The organism is Mesorhizobium sp. C395A, from assembly GCF_030323205.1.
Lineage (GTDB): Bacteria > Pseudomonadota > Alphaproteobacteria > Rhizobiales > Rhizobiaceae > Mesorhizobium.
The window spans coordinates 3727918-3751245 of record NZ_CP100473.1 but is presented as its reverse complement, the minus strand read 5'-3'; the positions used below and the strand labels follow the sequence as shown (position 1 = coordinate 3751245).

The window sequence follows — 23328 nt, the reverse complement described above, 5'->3', positions numbered from 1 at the left end:
CTAGCGCGTCCTGGCTTTTGTCAGTGCCCGCGAAAAGGCCACAGCAAAACTCTCGCGGGAGTCTGGGTCCAGGAATGATCCGATCGGCACATTCTGTCCTTGTGCTTCCACCGTCATCCTGGTGATGCCGATCTCGGCATGGCGAGCGACGGAAAAGCGCGCCCAGAACGGGTTGAAGCGATGCGCTTCCGACTTTCCCGAGGGCGCCGTCTTGCGGATGTCGAGGCTGGTGCGCGACACCGACACTTCCTCGCGGGCACGGGCGGCGCGATAGTTGGCGCGGAAGGCGACGTAGACGGCGATGACGTCGAGGCCGAAGAAGCCGAACACCGGCCAGGCGCCGCGCGACAGGAAAAACGCCCCGGTCACCACCCAGCCGAACAGCAGCGCGCCCATTAGCACGGCAAAGCCGGTGCGGCCTAGCGAGCGGTGCGGTGTCAGCAGCGCCTGGAAGAATGGCTCGTCGGCCTGAAACGAGGCGTTTGTGTCGCTCATCCCAGGATATTATAGGAAGGGAATGGCCAGCCCCAAGTCCAAAAATCTTTCCCTATCCAAAAGTGAACTGCCGCCCGGGCGGCGCGACGGCTCGAATGCCAAGCCGCGACCGGCGCCGGCGCGGGTCCGTTCGCTCTACAGCGCGGCCGAGGTGCATGAGATCTTCCGGCGGTTTTCGGTGCAACGGCCCGAGCCGAAGGGCGAGCTCGAGCATGTCAACGCCTTCACGCTGCTGGTGGCCGTGGTGCTGTCGGCGCAGGCGACCGATGCCGGCGTCAACAAGGCGACGCGGGCGTTGTTCAAGGTCGTCGACACACCTGAAAAGATGCTGGCGCTGGGCGGAGCCAGGGTCGGCGAGTACATCCGCACGATCGGGCTCTGGCGCAACAAGGCCAAGAATGTCGTGGCGCTCTCGGAGGCGCTGATACGCGATTACGGCGGCGAGGTGCCCAGCGAGCGCGATGAGTTGGTCAAGCTGCCGGGGGTCGGGCGCAAGACCGCCAATGTCGTGCTCAACATGGCGTTCGGCCAGCACACGATGGCGGTCGACACCCATATTTTCCGCATCGGCAACCGCCTCGGCCTGGCGCCAGGCAAGACGCCCGAACAGGTCGCGCAAGGGCTGCTGCGGATCATCCCGGACGAGTATATGCGCCATGCGCATCACTGGCTGATCCTGCATGGCCGCTATGTCTGCAAGGCGCGCAAGCCCGATTGCCCGGCCTGCGTCATCGCCGATCTCTGCAAGGCCGAGGTGAAGACGACAGACGTGCCGGCGCCGCTCGTGGAAATCGCGGCGCACGGCGTCCCGACAACTAGCTTTCCTCCACGAACACCTCTTCGCGCTTCTTCTTGACCGACGGCAGGAAGACGACGACGAGCACGGCCAGTGCGACGAGCAGCAGGCCGGCGCTGATCGGCCGCGTCACGAAGGTCGAGGGGTCGCCGCGCGACAGGATCATGGCGCGGCGCAGGTTTTCCTCGAGCAGCGGGCCGAGCACGAAGCCGAGCAGCAGGGGTGCGGGTTCGCAGCGCAGCTTGGTCAGGATGTAGCCGAGCAGGCCGAAGAATGCGACCGCGTAGAGATCGAAGGCGTTGGTGTTGACGCTGTAAACGCCGATCGAGCAGAACGCCATGATGATCGGGAAGAGCACATAATAGGGGATCGTCAGCAGCTTCACCCATAGCCCGATCAGCGGCAGGTTCAGCACAATCAGCATCAGATTGCCGATCCACATCGAGGCGATGATGCCCCAGAACAGCGCCGGCTGCTCGATCGCGACATTGGGGCCGGGCACGATGCCCTGGATGATCATGGCGCCGATCATCAGCGCCATGACCGGATTGGCCGGAATGCCCAGCGTCAGCATCGGAATGAAGGAGGTCTGGGCGCCGGCATTGTTGGCCGATTCCGGTCCGGCGACGCCGGCGATGGCGCCCTTGCCGAACTCCTCCGGGTGTTTCGACACGCGCTTTTCGACCGTGTAGGAGGCAAAGGCCGCAAGCACCGCGCCGCCGCCGGGCAGGATGCCGAGCGCCGAACCGATGATCGTGCCGCGCACGATGGGCGCGGCCATCGCCTTGAAGTCGTCGCGGGTCGGCATCAGGCCGGAGACCTTTTTGATCATCACCGAGCGCTCGTGCTCGTTTTCGAGATTGCGCAGGATCTCGGCAACGCCGAAGACGCCGACCGCCACCGCGACGAAGTTCAGCCCGTCGGCATATTCGCGGATGCCGAGCGTGAAGCGCGGCGTGCCGGTGTAGATGTCGGTGCCGACAATGCCGAGCAGCAGGCCGAGCACGACCATCGCCAGCGCCTTGACGATCGAGCCGTGGGCGAGCGCGATGGACGAGACGAGGCCGACGATCATCAGCGAAAAATATTCGGCCGCGCCGAATTGCAGGGCTATTGCCGTCAGCGGCGGGGCAAAGACGGCGACGAGAAAGGTCGACACCGTGCCGGCGAAGAACGAGCCGATCGCGGCGATCGCCAGAGCCGCCCCGGCGCGACCGTTCCTGGCCATCTGGTAGCCGTCGATGGCGGTCACGGCCGAGGAGGATTCGCCGGGCATGTTGATGAGAATGGCGGTGGTCGAACCGCCATACTGGGCGCCGTAGTAGATGCCGGCCAGCATGATGAGGGACGAGACCGGGTCGCCGATCTGGAAGGTGATCGGCAGCAGCATGGCGATGGTTGCGGTGGCGCCGATGCCGGGCAGGACGCCGATCAGCGTGCCGAGCAGAACGCCGATGAGGCAAAAACCCAGATTGGCCGGCGTGGTGGCCGTCGAAAAGCCGAGTTCGAGGTTCCTGAGGAGGTCCATCTCAGCGCCTCACAATGCCAGCCATTGGGGCAACCAGGGGCCGAAGCGCTGGAATGGCAGCCCGAGCGCGTAGCTGAAGACCAGCACCGAAAACAGCGTCAGGCCGGCCGACAGCAGAAGTGCCGTCAGCGGCTTCATGCGGGCGCTGGCAAAAGAGGCGATCAACGCCGTCAGGAAGATCGACGGGACGAAGCCGAGGCCGCGCACGGTCATGCCGAAAAAGATCGGCGCCGGCAGGATCAACAGCATGCCGCGCCACGCAATGGGGCCGATCGGCTCGCCCTCGACGCGCACCGCCTGGACGAGGATGATGGCGCCGAGCACGATCAGCACGATCGCCAGCACCAGCGGGAAATAGCCCGGTCCCATGCGAAAGGCGGTGCCGATTTCGAGGCCGAGCGATTGTATCGCGAAAAAGGCGCCGAAAAAGATGAACAGCGCGGCGCACAGGCCGTTTGTCCTGTCGATGGCGAAAGGTTTCATGGCGGTCCTCCCCTGACCCTTGCAACGGGCTTGCCGTTGCAAATGTGAAAACGGACGTCGAAGCGAAAACGGGGCGCCGGCAGCGCCCCGTTCAAGCCTCAGTCGGCGTATTGGCCGGCGGCTTCGATGATCGGCTTCCAGCGCGTGATCTCGCCTTCCAGCTTGGCCTTCAGCGCTGCCGGCGTCGCGTCGGCCTCGGACGACGGCTTGGTGCCGAGTTCGGCGAAGCGGGCGATGACGTTGGGGTCCTTCAGTGCGACCTGGAGCGATTTCGACAGTCGGCCGGTGATCTCGGCCGGCGTGCCCTTCGGCGCATAGAGGCCGTGCCAGATGCCGACCTGCACCGCGGGCAGGCCGGCTTCGATGGTCGTCGGCACGTCCTTCAGCACGTCGAGGCGTTCCGGCGTGGTGACGGCATAGGCCTTGATCGTGCCGCCCTGGATCTGCTTGGTGGTGTTGGTGGTCTGGTCGCACATAATGTCGACCTGGCCGCCGAGAAGGTCGGTCATGGCCGGGCCGGTGCCCTTGTAGGGCACGGTGACCAGCGGCGTGCCGATGGCGCTCATGAACAGCATGCCGCACAGATGCGAGGCAGCGCCGATGCCGGCGTTGGCGACGGTGATGGTGTCCTTGTTGGTCTTGGCGTATTCGACCAGCCCTTTCAGGTCGACCGGCTCAAGGTCCTTGCGGGCGACGATCGCCATCGGCACCTCGGTGACGAGGCCGACATACTCGAAGGCGTTCAGCGTGTCATAGGCGAGTTTTCTGTAGAGGGTCGCGCTGGTCGCCATGCCGATGTGATGGAGGAGCAGCGTGTAGCCATCCGGGTCGGCGTTGGCGACGCGGCCGGCGCCCAGCGTGCCGCCGGCGCCGCCGACATTTTCGACGATGATCTGCTGGCCAAGATCCTTCGACATGGCTTCGGCGACGAGCCGCGTAACCGTGTCGGTCGGACCGCCGGCCGCAAACGGCACGACGACGGTGATGGTGCGCTCGGGATAGGTCTGTGCGCTGGCGGCGAACGAATAAAGCGAGACGGCCGCGGCGGCGGCCAGGGCGGCTACAATTTTCCTCATCGTAATTCTCCTCCCAGGATATCAATCTCCGATCGCTGTGCAGGTCAGGCAGCGACGGTGCAACAAAGGCAAGCTAACAGATTGTCGCCTGACGCAAACTGCAAAATACAGCCGTGCGCAACCATGGCAATCAGGGGGAGTATGCCCGGCGAAGATGGGGTTTCGTGTTGGCGTTGCTTCAATAACCGTAGCCGCGCGCCATCGCCGCCGCGAAGACCGGGATCAGCAGGAAGATGAAGGCCTCGGCGCGCACATAGGTCTTCACCGAGGCGAGTTCCGCCGCCGGCACCTGGAAGCCGGGACTGGCGCTGGCTTGCCGGTTCCAGGAGATGAAGCGGATGGTCGGGATGATCGACAGCAGGCCAACGATGCCGAACGCCGCCATCTTGGCCCAGAACACCCAGTTGTAGACGTAGAATTCCCAGCCCTTCAGGCCGTAGATGACGCGGCAGATGCCGATGATGATGATCAGCATGGCGATGATGCCATAATGGCGGTCGATGCCGGCAAGCCGCTTGAGCGTGGCGGCGGAGAGGTCGCCGCGGATCAGGACAAATTCGGCGCCGATGATGCCGGCCAGCGACAACACCAGCAGATGATGGAAAATGGCAAGCACGAGATCGGTGGTGTCCATGGCGTTCTCCTCCCATTGGCGGTATCGAGACCGGCCCTTGCCGGACCGGTTGCGAAAGGTAGCATCGTTCGGCAGAATTCCCAGAGGCGGACCTGGGTTGGACCATCGGCGTCGCCATCCTGACAGCTGGGGTTTTCTGAAATGACCGGACTGAAGCGCGCCCTGAACCCGATGCCGGACGACATCCGCATCGCCCTGACCGAAAAAGGACTGACAGCGGCCTACGAGGCGCGGCCGGACTACCAGAAGAACGATTATCTCGGCTGGGTCGCCCGCGCCAAACGCAGCGACACCAGGCAGAAGCGGCTCGACCAGATGCTGGACGAATTGCGGCGCGGTGGGCTCTACATGAAGATGGTCTGGCACGGCTGAAAGTAAGCCGACGCTGTTCGCTTCGACCGCCTGGTCGCGCCAGGCCGTTCGGAAGCTTCCCTGGCTGAATGATGATCCGGCTTGGCCCTTGTCCGGGCGCGCTGGTTTGCTAAGCGCTGACCGTCAACGGAGGCAGAGTTTCATGGGCAGTCCAAAAACAGCCGGCGTCCCGGTTCTCGAAACGGAACGGACCATCATGCGGGCGCACCGGATCGAAGATTTCGACGACTATGCCGTCATGTGGGCCGACCCCGTCACCACCCGTTTCATCGGCGGCAAGCCGCGGACGCGGGAGGAAAGCTGGATGCGGTTCCTGCGGCATGCCGGCCTGTGGTCGCTGCTCGGCTACGGCTTCTGGGCGGTCGAGGACAAGGCCAGCGGTCGCTTCATCGGCGAGGCCGGATTCCACGATCTGAAGCGGGACATCGAGCCGTCGCTCGAGGGCATTCCGGAAGCCGGCTGGGCGCTGGCGCCGCAAGCGCATGGCAAGGGTCTTGCCAGCGAAGTCGTCAGAAGGGCCCTGGCCTGGGGCGACGACACCTTTGCCGGCGCGAGAACCGTCTGCATCATCGATCCGGAAAACACCGGTTCGTTGAACGTTGCGGCAAAGTGCGGCTACACCAAGGTCCTGGAAACCACCTATCACGACGGGCTGACGATCCTGCTCGAACGGCGGGTGTGAAGCGCTTCATCGACGCAATTTCCACGTTCTGCTAGGGTTGGCTATTCTAATCTAGCTACGCAATTCCTGTGGGAAAACCGCTCACACTTTTCCTGGAATTGCTCTTTGGGGGAGCCGACCATGCGTGCGATCAATGCGATATTTCTGAAGCTTTTCTGGGCGGGGCTGCTGCTGCTGGCGGCCGTGCAACTGGCGGGCGCCGATGCGACGGTGCCGACCGCCGACATCGAGGGCGGTGCCGACAATCATCTGGCCAAGCGCTACGAGGGGTCGTTCATCGTCTCCTACGAAAAATTCGCCTATACCGATTTTACAGTGCCGCTGTCGCCGCTGAAGCCGAGCGCCGATCCGGAGGCCCGTGACACGATGAACAACCGTGTGTTCGCGCCGGACAAGAAGGCCGAGGTCGAAGGCGCGCTGACCCGCATCGCCTATGTGCTGCCGGCCGAGCGCTCCCCGCTCGAAGTGCTGCGCAACTACCAGGATGTGATCGCGGCCGCCGGCGGCGAAGTCCTGTTCGAATGCAAGAAGGAAGAGTGCGGCGGCGCCGCCGACCGGTCGTCGAGCGGTGGCGGCGGCGACATGAGCCTGATGATGTATTTCTTCCATGAAAGCGACGTCAAGGACGCGGCCTTTTCCAATGGCGCCTGTGCGGTAACCACCGGTATCAACGACCAGCGCTTCTTCGCTGCCAAGGTGCCGCAGGATGGCGGCGACGCCTATGTCACTGTTCAGGCCTATTCGCTGACCGACGACCTCTACTGCAAGGAACTCAACGGCCGCACCATCGCCGTCGTTCAGGTGCTGGAGCCCAAGGCGCGCGACAAGAAGATGGTGGTGGTCGAAGCGGCCAAGATGGCGGATTCGCTGTCGGCCACCGGCTCCATCTCGCTCTACGGCATCTTCTTCGACACCGACAAGGCCGACATCAAGCCGGAATCGGAACCGACGCTGAAGGAGATCTCGACGCTTCTGACCAACGAGCCCGGCATGGCGGTGATCGTCGTCGGTCATACCGACAACCAGGGCGCCTTCGACTACAATATCGATCTGTCGTCGCGGCGGGCGCAGTCGGTAAAGGCGGCGCTGGTCTCGAAATACGGCATCGATGGCGGCCGGCTGACCGCCGCCGGCGCCGGCATGATGGCGCCTGTCGCCAGCAATGATGACGAAACCGGCCGCGCCAAGAACCGCCGCGTGGTGCTGGTCAAGGCGAACTGAGGCCGATCACGGTTTCAGCGCCGGCTAGGCGCGCTGCCTGCTCCAGCGTCGAGGCATCCTCGCCGAAGGCGCGGGTGGCGCGAGCGGCGGCCTCCAGCAGGTCCGGTGTCATGCGGCGCAGGAACGCCGTATCGACGCGTGTCGACGGGCCGGCGAGCGTCAAGGCGCCGAGCAGAACGCGGCCCGGTCCGAACACCGGCACCGAGACGCCCGCCGTCTCAGGGTCGCGGTCGCCGATCGACAGATAGTGGCAGGCCTTGCGGATGGTCTCGTATGGTTCGCCCGGCTGGCCTGAAAACGCTGCCAGCACGCGGCCGCCCGAGCCGGTGAGCAACGGCAGCAGGTCGCCTTCCCGGATCGTGTAGCGGATAGGATGCTTGGATTCGACGCGGTAGAGACAGGTGCGGGCGTCGCCCGAGCGGACATAGAACGCCACGCTTTCCCAACTGCGTTCGGCAAGATCACGCATGATCGGCAGCAGGATGTCGACCGCCACGACCGAGCGCTGGTAAAGCGCGCCAAGCCGAAAGGTGGCGGGTCCGATGCGGTAGCGGCCATCGTCGAGCCGCTCCAGCAACTGCCCGCGCAGCAATGAGTTCGCCAGCCTCAAAATGGTGCTTTTGTAGAGCCCGGTGCGCGCCGCGATCTCGGCCAGGCTGAGCGAGCGGTCGGCGGTCGCGAACGCGTCGAGAATGGCGATCGCGCGGTCGAGCGCGGCAACACCATCGGCCGGCAACGGCTGGGATCGCGCTTCGGTCATCTCACGAACAGTTTCATTCCAGTTTACCTGCTCGGACAAAGGCCGGCCGAAGCGATTGTGCCGCACATCCATGGTTCTGTCTAGTAGAACAGCGTTCCTGTTGACAGAACGTACCGAATTCGGCATGAATTTTTGCCGAGCGGGTCTGTTTTCAGGCTACGTTTCTGGCAGGCACCGGAGGAGGTGTCGTGATTTGGAGGAATCCCATGCTGAACAGACGCAGATTTTTGATGAGCACCGCGGCCGCAGGCGCTGCCGGATTCGTTGCAACGCATTTGACGCCCGCCCTCGGTCAGGATGCACCGCAGATCCAGATCTTCGTGCCGGCCGCGCCCGGCGGCGGCTGGGACCAGACGGGGCGCACCATCGACCAGGTGCTGCGCAGTGAAAAACTGATCTCCGGCTCGCAGATCACCAATGTCGGCGGCGCCGGCGGTACTGTCGGCCTGCCGCAGTTCATCAGCCAGTGGAAGGGCAAGGGCAATTCGCTGATGGTGGCCGGCATGGTCATGGTCGGCGCCATCATCGCCAACAAATCGGCCAACAACCTCTCCGAAGTGACGCCAATCGCTCGCCTCACCGGCGAGTTCGAGGCGCTGGTGGTGCCGGCGGATTCGCCGTTCAAGACGGCCGGCGATTTCGTCGCCGCGCTCAAAGCGGATCCGACCAAGGTTCCGGTGGCCGGCGGCTCGGCCGGTGGCTCCGACCACATCCTGTTCGGGCTGATCGCCAAGACGGTCGGCGTTCCGGCAACCAACCTCTCCTATGTGCCTTTCGCCGGCGGCGGCGAGGCCCTGTCGGCGCTGCTCGGCAACCAGGTGGCGGCCGGCATTTCCGGCTTCGGCGAGTTCTCCGAGCAGGTCAAGGCGGGCGCGCTTCGGCTGTTGGCGATCTCCGCCGACAAGCGCCAGGACGGCATCGACGCACCGACGATGAAGGAAGCCGGCATCGACGTCGAACTGTTCAACTGGCGCGGCGTATTCGCACCGCCAGGCGTCTCCGACGCCGACAAGGCGGCGATGGTCACGATGATCGAGACCATGGCCAAGAGCGATGCCTGGGCAGCCGAATGCAAGAACCGCAACTGGACCCCCATCCTTCTGACCGGCGACGATTATGCGAAATTCCTCGTCGACGACACCGCCCGCATCACCGCGATCCTCAAGGATCTCGGCCTCGCCTGATGTCTTCAGGGGCGGCCACGGCCGCCCCTTCCGACATTAGCCTGCGGCATGGACATATCATGCGCTGGGAGTGAAACTGCGGATGCGGCCGGCGGGAGGATGCCGGCCATCTCGGGAGGACATCGATGAGCACCAGCGACCAGCAGCCGGCGCCCCCGCGCCTTGCCATGCCCGAATTGTTGATCGGCATCGGGCTTCTCGCCTGTGCCGCGGCCGTGGCGTGGCAGACCCTGGCGATCCCGGTTTCGCCGCTCTATTCCAAGGTCGGGCCGACCGTCTTCCCCTACATCACCATGACAGGCATGATCGTGCTTTCGCTGCTGCTCATCGTCGCCGCGTTGCGCGGCGGCTGGCAGCCGCAGGAGGAAAAGGAAACGCCGACCGACTGGAAGGCCATGGGCATCGTCGTTGCCGGCCTGGTCGCCAATCTGGTGCTGATCCAGCCGCTCGGCTTCACCGCCGCCTCGGTCATCATGTTCGTGCTCGTCTGTTATGGCTTCGGCAGCAAGCACACGCTGCGCGATGCGCTGACCGGCCTGATCCTGGCGCTTGCCGCCTATTTCGGCTTTGCCAGGGCGCTCGGCGTCAACATTGGCGCCGGCTTCATCGAAAACCAGCTGAACACGGTGATCGACGCGATCATCGCCACTGTGAGGGGCTGACGCCATGGAGACGCTCGGCCATCTCGCCCACGGATTTTCCGTCGCTTTCTCGCCGATGAACCTGCTGTGGTGCCTGGTCGGCACCACGCTCGGCACCGCCATCGGCGTGCTGCCCGGTCTCGGGCCGGCGCTGACCATCGCGCTGCTGCTGCCGATCACCTACCAGGTGGCGCCGGAGGCTTCCTTCATCCTGTTCGCCGGCATCTATTACGGCGCCATGTATGGCGGCTCGACGACCTCGATCCTGCTCAACACGCCGGGCGAAAGCGCCACCATCGTCACCGCGCTGGAAGGCAACAGGATGGCCCGCTCGGGTCGCGGCGGCGCGGCACTGGCGACCTCGGCGATCGGCTCCTTCGTCGCCGGCACCATCGGCACGATGGGCGTCGCCTTCCTGGCGCCGGTGGTGGTGAAGTTCGCGCTGGCCTTCGGGCCGGCCGAATATTTCTCGCTGATGGTGCTCGCCTTCATCACGGTTTCGGCGGTGCTCGGCTCGTCCTCCGTGCGCGGCCTCACCAGCCTGTTCATCGGCTTCGTCATCGGCATGATCGGCGTCGACCTGCAGACGGGACAGCCGCGCTTCACCTTCGGCATGAACGAACTGCTCGATGGCGTCGATGTCATCATTGCCGCGGTCGGCCTGTTTGCCGTCGGCGAGACGCTCTACATGGCCTCGCGCCGCTATGCCGGCAAGGACGAGATCGTGCCGCTCAAGGGATCGCTCTACATGACAGCGGCCGAATGGGGACGATCGTGGAAGCCATGGCTGCGCGGCGCTTTCATCGGCTTCCCGATCGGCGCCATGCCTGCCGGCGGCGCCGAGATCCCGACCTTCCTGTCCTATGCCATCGAAAAGAAGCTGTCGAAGCACAAGGAGGAGTTCGGCACGGTCGGCGCCATCGAGGGCGTTGCCGGACCGGAAGCCGCCAACAATGCGTCTGCTGCCGGCGTGCTGGTGCCGATGCTCACCCTTGGCCTGCCGACCTCGGCGACCGCCGCAATCATGCTGTCGGCCTTCCAGAGCTACGGCATCAATCCGGGACCGCTGCTGTTGACGACGCAGGCCGATCTGGTCTGGGGCCTGATCGCCAGCCTGTTCATCGCCAACGTCATCCTGGTCGTCCTCAACCTGCCGCTGATCGGGCTGTGGGTACGGCTGTTGAAAATCCCGGCGCCGCAGCTCTATGCCGGCATCCTGGTGTTCGCCACCGTCGGCACCTACGGCATCTCGCAATCGCCGATCGACCTCGTCATCCTCTATCTCCTGGGGGCCGCCGGCTTCCTGATGCGGCGCTTCGATTTCCCGACCGCGCCGGTCATCATCGGCATGATCCTGGGGCCGCTTGCCGAAACGCAGTTCCGCCGGGCGATGACGATCTCGAACGGCGACTGGTCGGTGTTCTACACCCACAAGCTGTCGCTGGTGCTGCTGATCCTTGCCTTCATCGGGCTCGCCGGTCCGCATATCTGGGCCTTCATCGAGCATCGGCGCCGGCGCGGACCCGAGCATGTGCCGGGCGATGCCTGAGCGACCTGGAGCATCATGACCGATCTGCTTGCCGGCATCCGCATTCTCGACCTGACCAATGTGCTGGCGGGCCCTTATTGTGCCTACCAGCTGGCGCTGCTCGGCGCCGATGTCATCAAGGTCGAGACGCCGCAAGGCGGCGATCTGGCGCGCCAGCTCGGCGCCTCGCCGGCGCTCAACGAGGCGGGGATGGGCGCGTCGTTCCTGGCGCAGAATGCCGGCAAGCGATCGGTGGTGCTGGATCTCAAAAGCGAAGCCGACCGCGAACGCTTCCTCGATCTCGTCGCCTCCGCCGATGCGCTGGTCGAGAACTTTCGACCGGGCGTGATGGGGCGGCTGGGGCTTGGCTATGAGGCGCTGAAAGCGGTTCGTCCGGGTCTCGTCTATTGCGCCATATCGGGGTTCGGCCAGACCGGGCCGATGCGCGACAATCCGGCCTACGACCAGATCATCCAGGGGCTGTCCGGCATCATGAGCATCACCGGCACGCCGGAGACCGCACCCTTGCGGGTCGGCTATCCCGTCGCCGACACGCTGGGCGGGCTGGTCGGGGCCTTCGCCATCGCCGCGGCGCTGGTCAAGCAGAAGACCTCGGGCGAGGGCGCGTTTCTCGATGTCTCGATGCTCGAATGCACGCTGTCGGCGCTGGGCTGGCCGGTGTCCAACTATCTGACCGCCGGCGTCGAGCCGCAGCCGATGGGCAATGAGAACATGACGGCTGCGCCCTCCGGCGCGTTTCGCACCGGCGACGGCCTGCTCAACATCGCCGCCAACAAGCAGGAGCAGTTCGTCACGCTTTGCCGGCTGATCGGCCAGCCGGAACTGGCCGACGATCCGCGCTTTGCCGAGCGCGAGACGCGCAAGCAGAACCGCGCTGTGCTGAAGGTGCTGATCGAGACGGCCTTGGCGAGCGCCTCGGCCGCAGCCTGGGAGGAAAAATTCAACCGCGCCGGCGTGCCGGCGGGCCGGGTGCTGACGATCCCCCAAGTGCTTGGCGAGCGCCAGGTGGTCGAGCGCGACATGACCACGCGTTTCCAGGGTCTGCCCGGCATGGCGCAGCCGCTGACCGTGGTGCGCGGCGGCTTCATGGTCGATGGCGCGGCACCCTTGCCGGTCCTGCCGCCGCCTGTGCTGGGCGAGCATATGGACGAGGTTTTTTCCACCCTGCCGCCGCGCGCCAGGAGAAGCGCGTGAGCGAGAGAAAAACCGGCCGCGAACGCGGCGAGGAATGGTGGCAGACCGGCATCATCGAGATGAGCCCCGGCATTATCCGGCTGCGCGGCTATGAAATCCAGGAGCTGATCGGCCGCGTCAGCTTTCCGGCCACGATCTGGCTGATGCTGCGCGGCGAATTGCCGAGCGAGGAGCAGGCGGCGCTGCTCGGCATTGCGCTGGGGGCGGCCGTCGACCACGGGCCGCAGGCGCCGTCGATCGCCATTGCCCGCATGGCCATCACCTGCGGCGTCGGCATCAACAGCGCCATGGCGTCCGCCGTCAACGTGCTGGGTGACGTGCATGGCGGCGCCGGCGAACAGGCGCTGTCCTTCTATGGCGACATTGCCGTGGCACTTGACCAGGGTGTTGCGCTGGACCAAGCCGTAGCCGCACGGCTCGACCGTTTCTTCGCCGAGGAGAAAGGCTATGTGCCGGGCTTCGGCCATCGCTTCCACCCGGTCGATCCGCGCGCGCCGCGCCTGATCGCAGTGACGCGCGAGTTTGCCGCGCGCGGCGTCGTCAGCGGACGCTTTGCCGACATCGCCGAGGCCGTCGAATCAGAGGTGGCACGGCGCAAGGGGAAGAAAATACCGCTCAACATCGACGGCGCCACCGCCGTCATCTATGGCGAGCTCGGCTTTCCGCCGCCGTTGACGCGCGGCCTGTTCGTGCTCTCGCGCTCGGTCGGCATCCTGGCGCATGCATGGGAGCAGTCGCAGCAAAGCGACCGCAACAAGGGTCCGCTGCCGCGCGAATGGTTGTGGGCCTATACGGGCACGCCGCTGCGGCCATTTCCCGCTGAGGGGGATGAGGGTCCCACTAAAGGGGACGAGGGCAAGTGAGGTTGGTTCAGGCTGGGTCCGGCACTGCCGGCTGAGGCGGCGCCAGGTTGGCCATCAGCGTCGAGAGATCCGGCTCATCGATGAGCAACGCCGCGTCCTGCGGCTTGAGCCATGCCCGCTGGCGGCTCTTGGCCTCCTGCCAGTTGGCCAGTTCCTCGGACACCTCCAACAGATAGACGACGACGTCGACGCGCACGAAATTGTGCTCCAGCCGTTTCCAATAGGAATAGCTGCCGGCCGGCGCCTTGCGGGTCTTGCCGAGCACGCCGGCTTCTTCGCGCGCCTCGATGGTGGCGGCCTTGCGCCCGCTCTTGCCTTTCATGGGCCAGCCCTTGGGCACGATGAACCGCTTCGTCGCTCGCGACGTCACCAGCATCACTTCGAAATTGCCTGAAACGTCCAGGCGAAAGGGAATGGCGGCGACCTGGCGAATGCGTTCGCCTCGCCTTGCCTTGCGTACCGCCTTTTTCTTGGTCGTCGCCATGTGCTGAAAATCCGGTCGGCGGGCGCACCGCCGCACGCCGCCTGCAAACCCCTGATATGCCCGCGAGGCGATGAGGCATTTTTGGTAAATAAGTCGACTAAGTAAATCGCAAGCGACCGATATCAACGGCAAACACGCACAATATGGTTGTTGACGATCTGAATCGGACAAGCTTGCCGGACGACGGGCACTTCGGGGCGCGGCTGCGGCACGATCCGACGGTCCTGCTCGCGATATTGCTGCTGCTGTTGCTGGAACTGCTGCCGCTGCAGGCTGTTGCGCAATTGCTGCAGTTGGTTCTGCTGGATCAGCCGGTTGGCGCTGGGATTGACGGACTGAGCCGCAGCAGATTGCATGATTCCGGCGAGCGTTGCCACCGCCAGCATTGCCGACATCAGAACTGTCGATAGGCGAAGCGTCGACATCAGTTCGTTCCCGTACAGATATAACCTCCTCTCTATATAGGGCGTTCGTCTCGATCTGCCATGGGTGGGTCTGCCATGGGCCGATCTGCCACGGGTTGGCGAAATCCCTGAGGAAGCGGCCTGGCCGCACTTGACAGAAAAGATCGATTGACCGCTCTATCGGGCGCGGATCTCGGGCTCAATCGCTGCTGACTCGAGGCACAATCGGGAGCATATTGATGAAAAGCAGGCAAGTATATTTCGCGGCGCTACTGGGCAGCATCTGTATTCTTGGCCCGGTGGCAGTCGCGGCGCAAACCAAGACCGACAAGGCGGCGCCTGCCGCCGCAGCGCCCGCCCCTGCTGCCGGCCCGACATTGCCTGGCGGCGCCTCGGCGCTGTCCGAGACACATGGCGACTGGACGGTCAATTGCCAGGTAACCGGCACGGCCAAGGTTTGCAGCCTGTCGCATCAGCAGTTCAACAAGCAGTCCAACCAGCGCCTGCTGGCGATCGAGCTGTCGAGCAAGAGCGGCGAGGATGCCGCCGGAACGCTGGCGCTGCCGTTCGGCCTGGCGCTCGCCAAAGGAGTCAGCCTGACCATCGACGACCAGAAGCTGGAAGGCAGCTTGCCGTTCAACACCTGCCAGGCCGTCGGCTGCCTGGTGCCGGTGGCGTTCGATGCCAGCGTCACGCCGCTGCTCAAGGCAGCCACCACGCTGAAGATTGACGCCTTCGCGGCCGACACCGGTCAAGCGGTGAGTTTCACTATCCCGCTCAACGGCTTCGGCGGCGCACTGGCACGGACCGCGGAACTCTCGGCGGACTGAGCGGAAAACGTCCGGTCACTCAACCTCGCGCAGCCGGTACCCCACCCCGGTTTCGGTGGTGATGTAGCGCGGCTGGTCGGGCGACTTTTCGATCTTCTGCCGGAGCTGGCGGACATAGACCCTCAGATACTGCACGTCGGTCGAATCGCCCCACACCTGCTTCAGAATGAAATGGTGGGTCAGCACCTTGCCGGCATGCTGCACCATAATGCGCAATATGTCGTACTCCTTGGGGGAGAGCTTTATCTCCTTGCCTTCGACCTTGACGATGCGCTTGACCAGGTCGACGCTGAGATCGCCGGTGTGGAACACCGGCTTTTCGCCCTGCTGCTGGAATTTGTGGCGCAGCGCGACGCGGATGCGGGCGACCAGCTCGTTCATGCCGAACGGCTTGGTGATGTAGTCGTCAGCGCCGAGTTCGAGCGCCGCGACGATGCCGGCTTCGTCGGTGCGGCTGGACAGGATGACCACGGGCACGTCGAGGCCGTCGCCGCGCCATTTGCGCAGGAGGTCGAGGCCGCCCATGCCGGGCAGGCCGAGATCGAGCAGGATCAGATCCGGCTTTTGCGCGTCGACGAGTTCGATCGCAGCGTTGGCGTTGGGCGCCTCGCTGACCGCATAGCCCTGGCTGCCGAGGCCGACGCGCAGCAGTTTGCGGATCGGCGGCTCGTCGTCGACGACCAGTATGCTGACGTTGGAATTTGTCATGCCGGATCACCAGAGTTTTGCCCGTCCGCGTTCCGTTCGTCCAGGCCGGGCGATCGTGCCGGCTTCGGCATGCGGATGGTGAAGACCGCGCCTTGGCGATCGCTGCGGTTCGCCGCCATGATCGTGCCGCCCATCGCCTCGATGAAGCCCCGGCAGATCGACAGGCCGAGCCCGGTGCCGGCCTGGACCTGATCGCGCTTGCGCACCCGGTAAAAGCTGTCGAAGACGCGCTCCAGGTCGGCGGGCGGAATGCCCGGTCCCTCATCCATGATCTGCAGCGCGACGGAGCCATTGTCGGCCCAGCCCTGCAGCCGGATTGTCGATCCCTGTGGCGCGTATTTCGCGGCATTGTCGAGCAGATTGAACAGCATTTGTTCGAACAGCACGGGATCAAGCTTCAGCATCGGCAGGTCGGCCGGAATATCAACCTCGGTCTTGTGCCCGGCAGTGATCTTGCGTGCCCGCTGCAAGGCCGAGCCAACGACATCGCCGACATAGTGCAGGGCGAAATTCGGTTCCATGGCGCCCGATTCAATCTTGGTCATGTCGAGCAGATTGGCGATGAAGCGGTTCAGCCGTTCGGACTCGTCGAGCACGGTGGTCAGCAGCTCGGCCCGATCGTTCTCGGGCAGTGCCGGCGCAAATTCCCTGAGCGTGCCGGCCGCGCCCATGATGGCCGCCAGCGGCGTCTTCAGATCATGCGAGATCGACGTCAGCAGTGCCGAGCGCAAGCGGTCGGCCTCGGCCGCCAGCCTGGCGCGGTCGACATCGGCGACCAGCTGGATGCGCTCGATGGCAACCGCCGCCTGGTCGGCCAGCGCGTCGAGCAGGCGCTGTTGCTCGGGCGTCAGCAGCGGGCCTTGCTTGTCATTGTCGAGGCCGACGACGCCGACGGCCGTGCGTGCGGTGCGCAAGGGGAGGTAGAGGCGTTTTGCCCCGGGCAGGGTATCGGCGCCACGGCCGGCAGCCCGGTTGTGTTCCCAAGCCCAGCGTGCAGCCGCGATGTCGGCCTCGGCCAGCGTGTCATCGGGGGGATAACCGGCCTTGACGGTGATCGTGCCTTCTTCCGGCAAAAGCAGCACCACGCGCAGCTTCAGCATCGAGGCGATCTGGAAGGCTGTGGCCCACAAAACGTCGTCGAGCGTGCCGGCGCCGGCGAGCTTCTTTGAAAAGAGGTAGATGTCCTCGGTGGCCCGGGCGCGTGAACGGGCGGCGGCTGCCTGACGCTGCACACGCGCCGTCAGATTGCTGGCGATGACGGCAACGACGAGGAAGACGGCGAAGGCAACGATGCTCTCCGGATCGCGGATCGTCATCGTGTAGCGCGGCTCGAGAAAGAAGAAGTTGAAGGCAATGGCGCTGAGGAAACAGGCGTACAGCGCCGGCCACAGGCCAAAGGTCACTGCCGATGTCAGCACCGCCAGCAGCAGCACGCTGGCAAGGTTGCGAACGTCGAGGAACTGATCGAGGACGGCGCTGACGGCAAGCGCGCCGGCGACATAGACGGTCGAGAAAAGATAAGGCCAGATTTGAAATGGCGTCTGCTCGGCCGCCGCCTTGACCCTCGACGTGGCCTCGTTGTCGCGCTCCGTTCCTGAAATGACATGGACGCTGATATCGCCGGCATTGCGGATCAGATCGTAGGTGAGCGAACCCTCGATCAGTTCGCGCCAGCGCGAGCGGGTCGGCCTGCCGACGACGATATGGGTGAAGTTGTTGGCCATGGCGTGGCGGACGATGTCCTGGGCGACGTTCTGGCCCGGAATGGTCGTCACCTCGGCGCCGAGCTGCTCGGCCAGGCGCAAGAGCGTGGCCAGCTGGTCCTTGTCTTCCTCCGACATGGCGGCCGAACGCGGCGTGTCGACATGCAGCGCCGTCCACGGTGCGCGCAGCCGGTCGGCCAGCCGGCGCGCATAGCGGACACGAGACGCTCCGCCCGGACGCGCATCGACGCAGACGAGCACCCTTTCGCCCGCCGCCCAAGGGCCGGGAATCGCGTGCGACTGCATGTGGTTGAGCAACTGCTCGTCGACGCGCTGGGCGGTGCGGCGCAGCGCCAATTCCCGAAGCGCGGTCAGATTGCCCGGCGAGAAATAGTTTTCGACTGCGCGCTGGGCAGTGTTGGGGAAATAGACCTTTCCCTCTTTCAGCCGCTTGATCAGGTCGTCGGGCGTGAGGTCGATGATCTCGATGTCGTCGGCCTGGTCGATGATGGAGTCCGGGACCGTTTCGCGCACCCTGACGCGGGTGATCTGTGCCACGACGTCATTCAGGCTCTCGACATGCTGGATATTGAGCGTGGTGTAGACGTCGATGCCGCGCGCAAGGATTTCCTGGACGTCGAGATAGCGCTTGGGGTGGCGGCTGCCGGGTGCGTTGGTGTGGGCGAGTTCGTCGACGAGCACCAGCGCCGGCCGGCGGGCGAGGATGGCGTCGATGTCCATCTCATTCAGCACGCGGTCCTTGTAGTCGACCTTCTGGCGCGGGATGACCTCGTAGCCTTCGACCAGCGCCAGGGTTTCCTTGCGGCCGTGGGTTTCGACGATGCCGATGACCACGTCGATGCCGTCGGCAAGCATGGCGCGGCCGGCCATCAGCATTTCGTAGGTCTTGCCGACACCGGGTGCAGCACCCAGAAATATCCGCAGGCGGCCGCGCTCTTCCCGTTCCGCATGCTCGAGCAGCGCGTCCGGAGAGGGTCTGGTATAGTTGCTTCTGGCGTCCGGCATCAGGCTCGATCATGAACGGCGCCGAGGATCGTGTCGATCCCTGGCCCCTGGCTTCAGAGATTGTCTCTCACTGCTTGGTATCGTCCAGTGCCAGGTTGAGCGCCAGCACATTGACGACCGGCTCGCCGAGGAAGCCGAGTTCGCGGCCTTCGACATGACTGTCGACAAGCGCCTTGACCTTGGCTTCGTCGAAGCCCCTGGCCTTGGCCACCCGAGCGACCTGGAAATAGGCGGCGTCCGGGCTGATGGTGGGGTCGAGGCCGCTGCCGGACGTCGTCACCAGATCCATCGGCACCGGCTGGTTCGGGTTCTCCGCCTTCAGCTTTGCAACATCGCCCTTGATGCGGTCGATCAGCTTGGGGTTGGTTGGACCGAGATTGGAGCCGCTGGACGCTGCGGCGTTGTATCCGTCGCCGGCAGCCGAGGGGCGGCCATGGAAATACTTGTCGTCGGCAAAGCCCTGGCCGATCAGTTCGGAGCCGATGACCGTGCCGTTTTTCTCGATCAAGCTGCCATTGGCCTGGTGCGGAAACAGCGCCTGGGCGATGCCGGTCATGCCCAGGGGATAGATCAGGCCGGTCAAAACGGTGAAAAAGACGATCATGATAACAGCGGGTCTTATCTGAGTGAGCATGGACGTATTTCCTTAAGCGAGGCCGAGGCCGGTGACGATCATGTCGATCGCCTTGATGCCGGCGAAGGGAACGATGATGCCGCCGAGGCCGTAGACCAGGAGGTTGCGGCTGAGCAGCGCGCCGGCGCCGATGGCCCGGTATTTGACGCCTTTCAGCGACAGCGGGATCAGAGCGATGATGATCAGCGCGTTGAAGATGATGGCCGACAGGATGGCGCTCTGCGGCGTCGCCAAGTGCATGATGTTGAGCGCTTGCAGGGGGCCGATTGTATGTCCCGGCGCAACGTAGAAGACGGCAAACATGGCCGGGATGATGGCGAAGTATTTGGCGACGTCGTTGGCGATCGAGAAGGTCGTCAGCGAACCGCGGGTCATCAGCAGCGCCTTGCCGATCTCGACGATCTCGATCAGCTTGGTCGGGTCACTATCGAGGTCAATCATGTTGCCGGCCTCGCGGGCGGCAACCGTGCCGGTGTTCATGGCGACGCCGACATCGGCCTGCGCCAAGGCCGGCGCGTCGTTGGTGCCGTCACCGCACATGGCGACCAGCTTGCCCTTGGCCTGTTCGTCGCGGATCAGCTTCAGCTTGTCCTCGGGCGTGGCCTGGGCGAGGAAATCGTCGACGCCGGCTTCGGCTGCGATCGCCGCCGCAGTCATCGGATTGTCGCCGGTGATCATCACGGTGCGGATGCCCATTTTGCGCAGTTCGGCAAAGCGCTCGCGGATGCCACCCTTGACGATGTCCTTGAGGTGGACGACGCCGAGCAGGCGGCCGTCACGCTCGACGGCCAGCGGCGTGCCGCCGGCCTTGGCGATCTCGTCGGCGATCGCCTGGAGATCCTTGACGGTGTCGCTGCCGGGGCGCGCGCCATGGGTGGCCGATGTCGACTGGCTGACATAGGCGAGAACCGAATCGACGGCGCCCTTGCGCACCGACGAGCCGTCGATGTCGACGCCGCTCATCCGGGTCTGCGCGGTGAAGGGCACGAAACTGGCGTGCAATGTCGCCATGTCGCGGGCGCGGATGGCGTATTTTTCCTTGGCCAGCACGACGATCGAGCGTCCCTCGGGCGTCTCGTCGGCGAGCGAGGCAAGCTGTGCCGCATCGGCCAGTTCCTGCTCGGTCACACCCTTGACCGGCCGAAATTCGGTGGCCTGGCGGTTGCCGAGCGTGATGGTGCCGGTCTTGTCGAGCAAAAGCGTATCGACGTCGCCCGCCGCTTCCACGGCGCGGCCGGACATGGCCAGCACGTTGAAGCGCACCAGGCGGTCCATGCCGGCAATGCCGATGGCCGACAGCAGGGCGCCGATGGTGGTCGGGATCAAGGTGACGAACAGCGCGACCAGCACTGTCACCGTGATATAGCCGCCGGAATAGGAGGCAAAGCTCGGGATCGTGGCGGTGGCCAGCACGAAGATCAGCGTCATGCCGACGAGCAGGATGTTGAGCGCGATCTCGTTGGGCGTCTTCTGGCGCGAGGCACCCTCGACCAGCGAGATCATGCGGTCGAGGAAGGTGTGGCCGGAGGCGGCTGATATGCGCACGCGAATCCAGTCGGACAAAACCTGCGTGCCGCCGGTGACCGCCGAACGGTCGCCGCCGGATTCGCGAATGACGGGTGCGGACTCGCCGGTGATTGCCGCCTCGTTGACCGAGGCCACGCCTTCGATCACTTCACCGTCGGACGGGATGATGTCGCCGGCTTCGACCAGCACGATGTCGCCAACCTTCAGGCTGGTGCCGGGCACCAGCTTGAACCTGGAGCGGTCTTCGCCGGCAAGCAGCTTGGCCTGGGTTTCGGTGCGCGCCTTGCGCAGCGAATCGGCCTGCGCCTTGCCGCGGCCTTCGGCGACGGCCTCGGCGAAGTTGGCGAACAGCACGGTGAACCACAGCCAGATGATGATCTGCAGCGTAAAGCCGAAATCGCCGCCGCCGGTGACGAGATCCTTGACGAACAGGACCGTGGTAAGAAGCGAGACGATGCCGACGACGAACATCACCGGGTTCCTGACCAGCGTGCGGGGGTCGAGTTTCCTGAAGGCGCCGCCGATGGCCGGCCACAGGATGCGGGCATCCATGATGACCGCGGATTTGGACTGGCTCATTTGATGGCTCCAGAATCTGAACTGTTGGCCGGCACCGACCGATCGGATGCCGAAAAGAGGGGCGGCGGACCATAGGCCAGCAGCCAGATCACGATCATTGACCGCCGCAATGCCGAGGAAGGTGGACACGCCGGGGAAGGGAGGGGGCGTTTCCTCCCCCGCATTGCCGGCTCGTGGGCCGGCTCGCGGCCGGGCCTTCATGCGTTTTGGGTAGAACCAGGACATGACAAGCCTCAGAATGTCTGGCCGTTGATGGCAGCCAGGTGCTCGACGATCGGTCCGATCGCCAGTGCCGGGAAGAAGGTCAGGCCGACGACGATCAGGATGACGCCGACGAGCAGGCCGACGAACAGCGGGCCGTCGGTCGGGAAGGTGCCGGCGGAAGCCGGAACCGTCTCCTTCGTCGCTAGCGAGCCGGCAATGGCAAGCGCTGGAATGATGACGAAGAAGCGACCCACCCACATGGAGATGCCGAGCGTGATGTTGTACCAGGGCGTGTTGCCGGAAAGGCCGCCAAAGGCCGAGCCGTTGTTGGCCGCCGCCGAAGTGTAGGCATAAAGAACCTCGGAGAAGCCATGCGGACCGCCATTGGCCATCGAGGCGACGGCGCTTGGCAGCACGACCGCTATTGCCGTGAAGACCAGCATGACCAACGGCAGAGCGAGGATGGCGAGCATTGCCATCTTGACCTCCTTGGCCTCGATCTTCTTGCCGAGATATTCGGGCGTGCGGCCAACCATCAGGCCGGCGACGAACACGGTGATGACGATGAACATGACGATGCCGTAGAAGCCGGCGCCGACGCCGCCGACGATGACTTCGCCGAGTTGCATGTTGAGCATCGGGATCAGGCCGCCAAGTGCTGTGAACGAGTCATGCATGGCGTTCACCGCACCGCAGCTCGCAGCCGTGGTGATGACGGCGAATAGTGCCGAAGCGGCAATGCCGAAGCGGCTCTCCTTGCCTTCCATGTTGCCGCCATCGATGCCCAGCGCATGCACCAGCGGATTGCCCGCGGCTTCCGCCCAGTAGCAGACAACGACGCCGGCGATGAACAGCACACCCATCGTGGCCAGGATCGCCCAGCCCTGGCGCTGGTTGCCGACCATGCGGCCGAAGACGTTGGTGAGTGCAGCACCCAGCGCGAAGATCGTCACCATCTGGATCATGTTGGAGATGGCGTCGGGGTTTTCGAAAGGATGCGCGGCATTGGCGTTGAAGAAGCCGCCGCCATTGGTGCCGAGCATCTTGATGGCAACCTGCGAGGCGACGGGCCCAAGGGCGAGCGTCTGCTTGGCGCCTTCGAGCGTGGTGGCATCGACATACGGCCCCAGCGTCTGCGGCATGCCGAGCCAGACATAGACCAGGGTGAGCATGATGCTGAGCGGCAGCAGGATGTAGAGCGTGCAGCGGGTCATATCGACCCAGAAATTGCCGATCGATTTTGCCGAGGCGCGGGCGAAGCCGCGGATCAGCGCCACCGCGATGGCAATGCCGACGGCGGCCGACATGAAGTTCTGCACGGTGAGGCCGGCCATTTGCACGAGATAGGTCATCGTGCTTTCGCCGCCGTAATTCTGCCAGTTGGTGTTGGTGACGAAGCTGACGGCAGTGTTGAAGGCGAGATTGGGTTCGACCGATGCCATCCCGGCCGGATTGTAAGGCAGGACGCCCTGCAGGCGTTGCAGAAAGTACAGCACCAGGAAGCTGGCAAGGCTGAAGAAGATGATTCCTGCCGCGTAGGTCGTCCAGTGCTGCTCCTCGCGCTCGCTGGTTCCCGAAATGCGGTAGAGGCCGCGCTCAACAGGCCCGAGTATTGGCGACAGCAATGTGCGGTCGCCGTTGAAGACGCGGTACATGTAGCCGCCGAGCGGCTTCACCAGCAAAACGACGATCCCGCAATAAACCAGGATCTGTATCCATCCGTTGAGTGTCATGGCTTTCCGTGCCTTGCT

The 23328-nt window shown here is 64.5% G+C and carries 23 protein-coding genes; 10 read left to right on the top strand and 13 right to left on the bottom strand.

The annotated features are described in order from the left end of the window. Entirely contained in the window at positions 1-495 is a 495-nt protein-coding gene (locus NLY37_RS18340) for a DUF2244 domain-containing protein (RefSeq protein WP_023700093.1), read from the bottom strand. Positions 496-517: 22 nt separating this feature from the next. On the opposite strand from NLY37_RS18340, the gene nth reads away from it, so the two are divergent. Then, complete coding sequence (gene nth / locus NLY37_RS18335; protein WP_023740842.1) at positions 518-1351, top strand: endonuclease III; 834 nt, start codon at positions 518-520, stop codon at positions 1349-1351. Here nth and NLY37_RS18330 read toward each other — a convergent pair. From NLY37_RS18330 to NLY37_RS18315, 4 genes are all read right to left on the bottom strand, one after another. Next, on the bottom strand, positions 1311-2819 hold the full coding sequence (locus tag NLY37_RS18330) for a tripartite tricarboxylate transporter permease (protein ID WP_023683079.1): 1509 nt from the start codon (positions 2817-2819) through the stop codon (positions 1311-1313). The genes nth and NLY37_RS18330 overlap by 41 nt on opposite strands. 9 nt (positions 2820-2828) lie before the next feature. After that, positions 2829-3302 carry a tripartite tricarboxylate transporter TctB family protein gene (locus tag NLY37_RS18325; protein ID WP_023740843.1) on the bottom strand — a complete coding sequence of 158 codons (474 nt, stop codon included), beginning with the start codon at positions 3300-3302 and terminating at the stop codon, positions 2829-2831. 98 nt (positions 3303-3400) lie between these two features. After that, the gene (locus NLY37_RS18320; protein ID WP_023740844.1) at positions 3401-4378 is read right to left on the bottom strand and encodes a tripartite tricarboxylate transporter substrate-binding protein; all 978 of its coding nucleotides are present in this window, start codon (positions 4376-4378) and stop codon (positions 3401-3403) included. A gap of 178 nt (positions 4379-4556) precedes the next feature. Beyond that, on the bottom strand, positions 4557-5012 hold the full coding sequence (locus NLY37_RS18315) for a DUF2214 family protein (RefSeq protein ID WP_023699121.1): 456 nt from the start codon (positions 5010-5012) through the stop codon (positions 4557-4559). Positions 5013-5153: 141 nt separating this feature from the next. Here NLY37_RS18315 and NLY37_RS18310 point away from each other — a divergent pair, with 141 nt between their 5' ends. The 3 genes from NLY37_RS18310 (at position 5154) to NLY37_RS18300 (ending at position 7287) form a co-directional block, all read left to right on the top strand. Further along, a complete protein-coding gene (locus tag NLY37_RS18310; RefSeq protein WP_023683083.1) occupies positions 5154-5384 on the top strand; it encodes a YdeI/OmpD-associated family protein in 231 nt (76 codons plus the stop codon). 142 nt (positions 5385-5526) lie between these two features. After that, positions 5527-6066 carry a GNAT family N-acetyltransferase gene (locus NLY37_RS18305; protein ID WP_023683084.1) on the top strand — a complete coding sequence of 180 codons (540 nt, stop codon included), beginning with the start codon at positions 5527-5529 and terminating at the stop codon, positions 6064-6066. A 120-nt stretch (positions 6067-6186) separates the two neighbouring features. Further along, positions 6187-7287: an OmpA family protein gene (locus NLY37_RS18300; protein WP_023740845.1), complete on the top strand. Its 1101-nt coding sequence runs from the start codon at positions 6187-6189 to the stop codon at positions 7285-7287. On the opposite strand, the gene NLY37_RS18295 is transcribed toward NLY37_RS18300, so the two are convergent. Then, complete coding sequence (locus NLY37_RS18295) at positions 7274-8047, bottom strand: IclR family transcriptional regulator (protein WP_023740846.1); 774 nt, start codon at positions 8045-8047, stop codon at positions 7274-7276. The genes NLY37_RS18300 and NLY37_RS18295 overlap by 14 nt on opposite strands. A 206-nt stretch (positions 8048-8253) precedes the next feature. Between NLY37_RS18295 and NLY37_RS18290 the strand changes: the two genes are divergently transcribed. The 5 genes from NLY37_RS18290 to NLY37_RS18270 all read left to right on the top strand — a co-directional run bounded on the left by NLY37_RS18290 (position 8254) and on the right by NLY37_RS18270 (position 13478). After that, on the top strand, positions 8254-9231 hold the full coding sequence (locus NLY37_RS18290; protein WP_023726470.1) for a Bug family tripartite tricarboxylate transporter substrate binding protein: 978 nt from the start codon (positions 8254-8256) through the stop codon (positions 9229-9231). Between the two features lie 125 nt (positions 9232-9356). Beyond that, positions 9357-9893 carry a tripartite tricarboxylate transporter TctB family protein gene (locus NLY37_RS18285; RefSeq protein WP_023700086.1) on the top strand — a complete coding sequence of 179 codons (537 nt, stop codon included), beginning with the start codon at positions 9357-9359 and terminating at the stop codon, positions 9891-9893. A 4-nt stretch (positions 9894-9897) separates the two neighbouring features. Further along, a complete protein-coding gene (locus NLY37_RS18280; protein ID WP_023686551.1) occupies positions 9898-11421 on the top strand; it encodes a tripartite tricarboxylate transporter permease in 1524 nt (507 codons plus the stop codon). 15 nt (positions 11422-11436) lie between these two features. Then, complete coding sequence (locus NLY37_RS18275; protein ID WP_031196007.1) at positions 11437-12615, top strand: CaiB/BaiF CoA transferase family protein; 1179 nt, start codon at positions 11437-11439, stop codon at positions 12613-12615. Then, positions 12612-13478, top strand: a complete 867-nt coding sequence (locus tag NLY37_RS18270; protein WP_033002990.1) for a citryl-CoA lyase — start codon at positions 12612-12614, stop codon at positions 13476-13478. The genes NLY37_RS18275 and NLY37_RS18270 overlap by 4 nt, the downstream gene beginning before the upstream one ends. A 7-nt stretch (positions 13479-13485) precedes the next feature. Here NLY37_RS18270 and NLY37_RS18265 read toward each other — a convergent pair whose 3' ends face one another. Next, a complete protein-coding gene (locus NLY37_RS18265; protein WP_023669717.1) occupies positions 13486-13962 on the bottom strand; it encodes an NUDIX hydrolase in 477 nt (158 codons plus the stop codon). Positions 13963-14084: 122 nt separating this feature from the next. Next, positions 14085-14387, bottom strand: coding sequence for a hypothetical protein (locus NLY37_RS18260; protein WP_023740848.1), 303 nt, complete (start codon positions 14385-14387; stop codon positions 14085-14087). Positions 14388-14605: 218 nt separating this feature from the next. Here NLY37_RS18260 and NLY37_RS18255 point away from each other — a divergent pair, with 218 nt between their 5' ends. Further along, entirely contained in the window at positions 14606-15196 is a 591-nt protein-coding gene (locus tag NLY37_RS18255) for an invasion associated locus B family protein (protein WP_023669715.1), read from the top strand. A gap of 15 nt (positions 15197-15211) precedes the next feature. Here the strand turns inward: NLY37_RS18255 and NLY37_RS18250 are convergent, their stop codons facing one another. From NLY37_RS18250 to kdpA, 5 genes are all read right to left on the bottom strand, one after another. After that, complete coding sequence (locus NLY37_RS18250; protein WP_023704189.1) at positions 15212-15904, bottom strand: response regulator transcription factor; 693 nt, start codon at positions 15902-15904, stop codon at positions 15212-15214. After that, positions 15901-18633, bottom strand: coding sequence for a DUF4118 domain-containing protein (locus NLY37_RS18245; RefSeq protein WP_286440121.1), 2733 nt, complete (start codon positions 18631-18633; stop codon positions 15901-15903). The genes NLY37_RS18250 and NLY37_RS18245 overlap by 4 nt, the downstream gene beginning before the upstream one ends. A 67-nt stretch (positions 18634-18700) precedes the next feature. Continuing rightward, entirely contained in the window at positions 18701-19267 is a 567-nt protein-coding gene (kdpC, locus tag NLY37_RS18240) for a potassium-transporting ATPase subunit KdpC (protein WP_023740849.1), read from the bottom strand. 12 nt (positions 19268-19279) lie between these two features. Beyond that, positions 19280-21373, bottom strand: a complete 2094-nt coding sequence (gene kdpB / locus NLY37_RS18235) for a potassium-transporting ATPase subunit KdpB (RefSeq protein ID WP_286440120.1) — start codon at positions 21371-21373, stop codon at positions 19280-19282. 233 nt (positions 21374-21606) lie between these two features. Beyond that, positions 21607-23310 (bottom strand): potassium-transporting ATPase subunit KdpA, encoded by a 1704-nt coding sequence (gene kdpA, locus NLY37_RS18230; protein WP_023740850.1) that lies wholly within the window; start codon positions 23308-23310, stop codon positions 21607-21609. Positions 23311-23328: the final 18 nt, after the last annotated feature.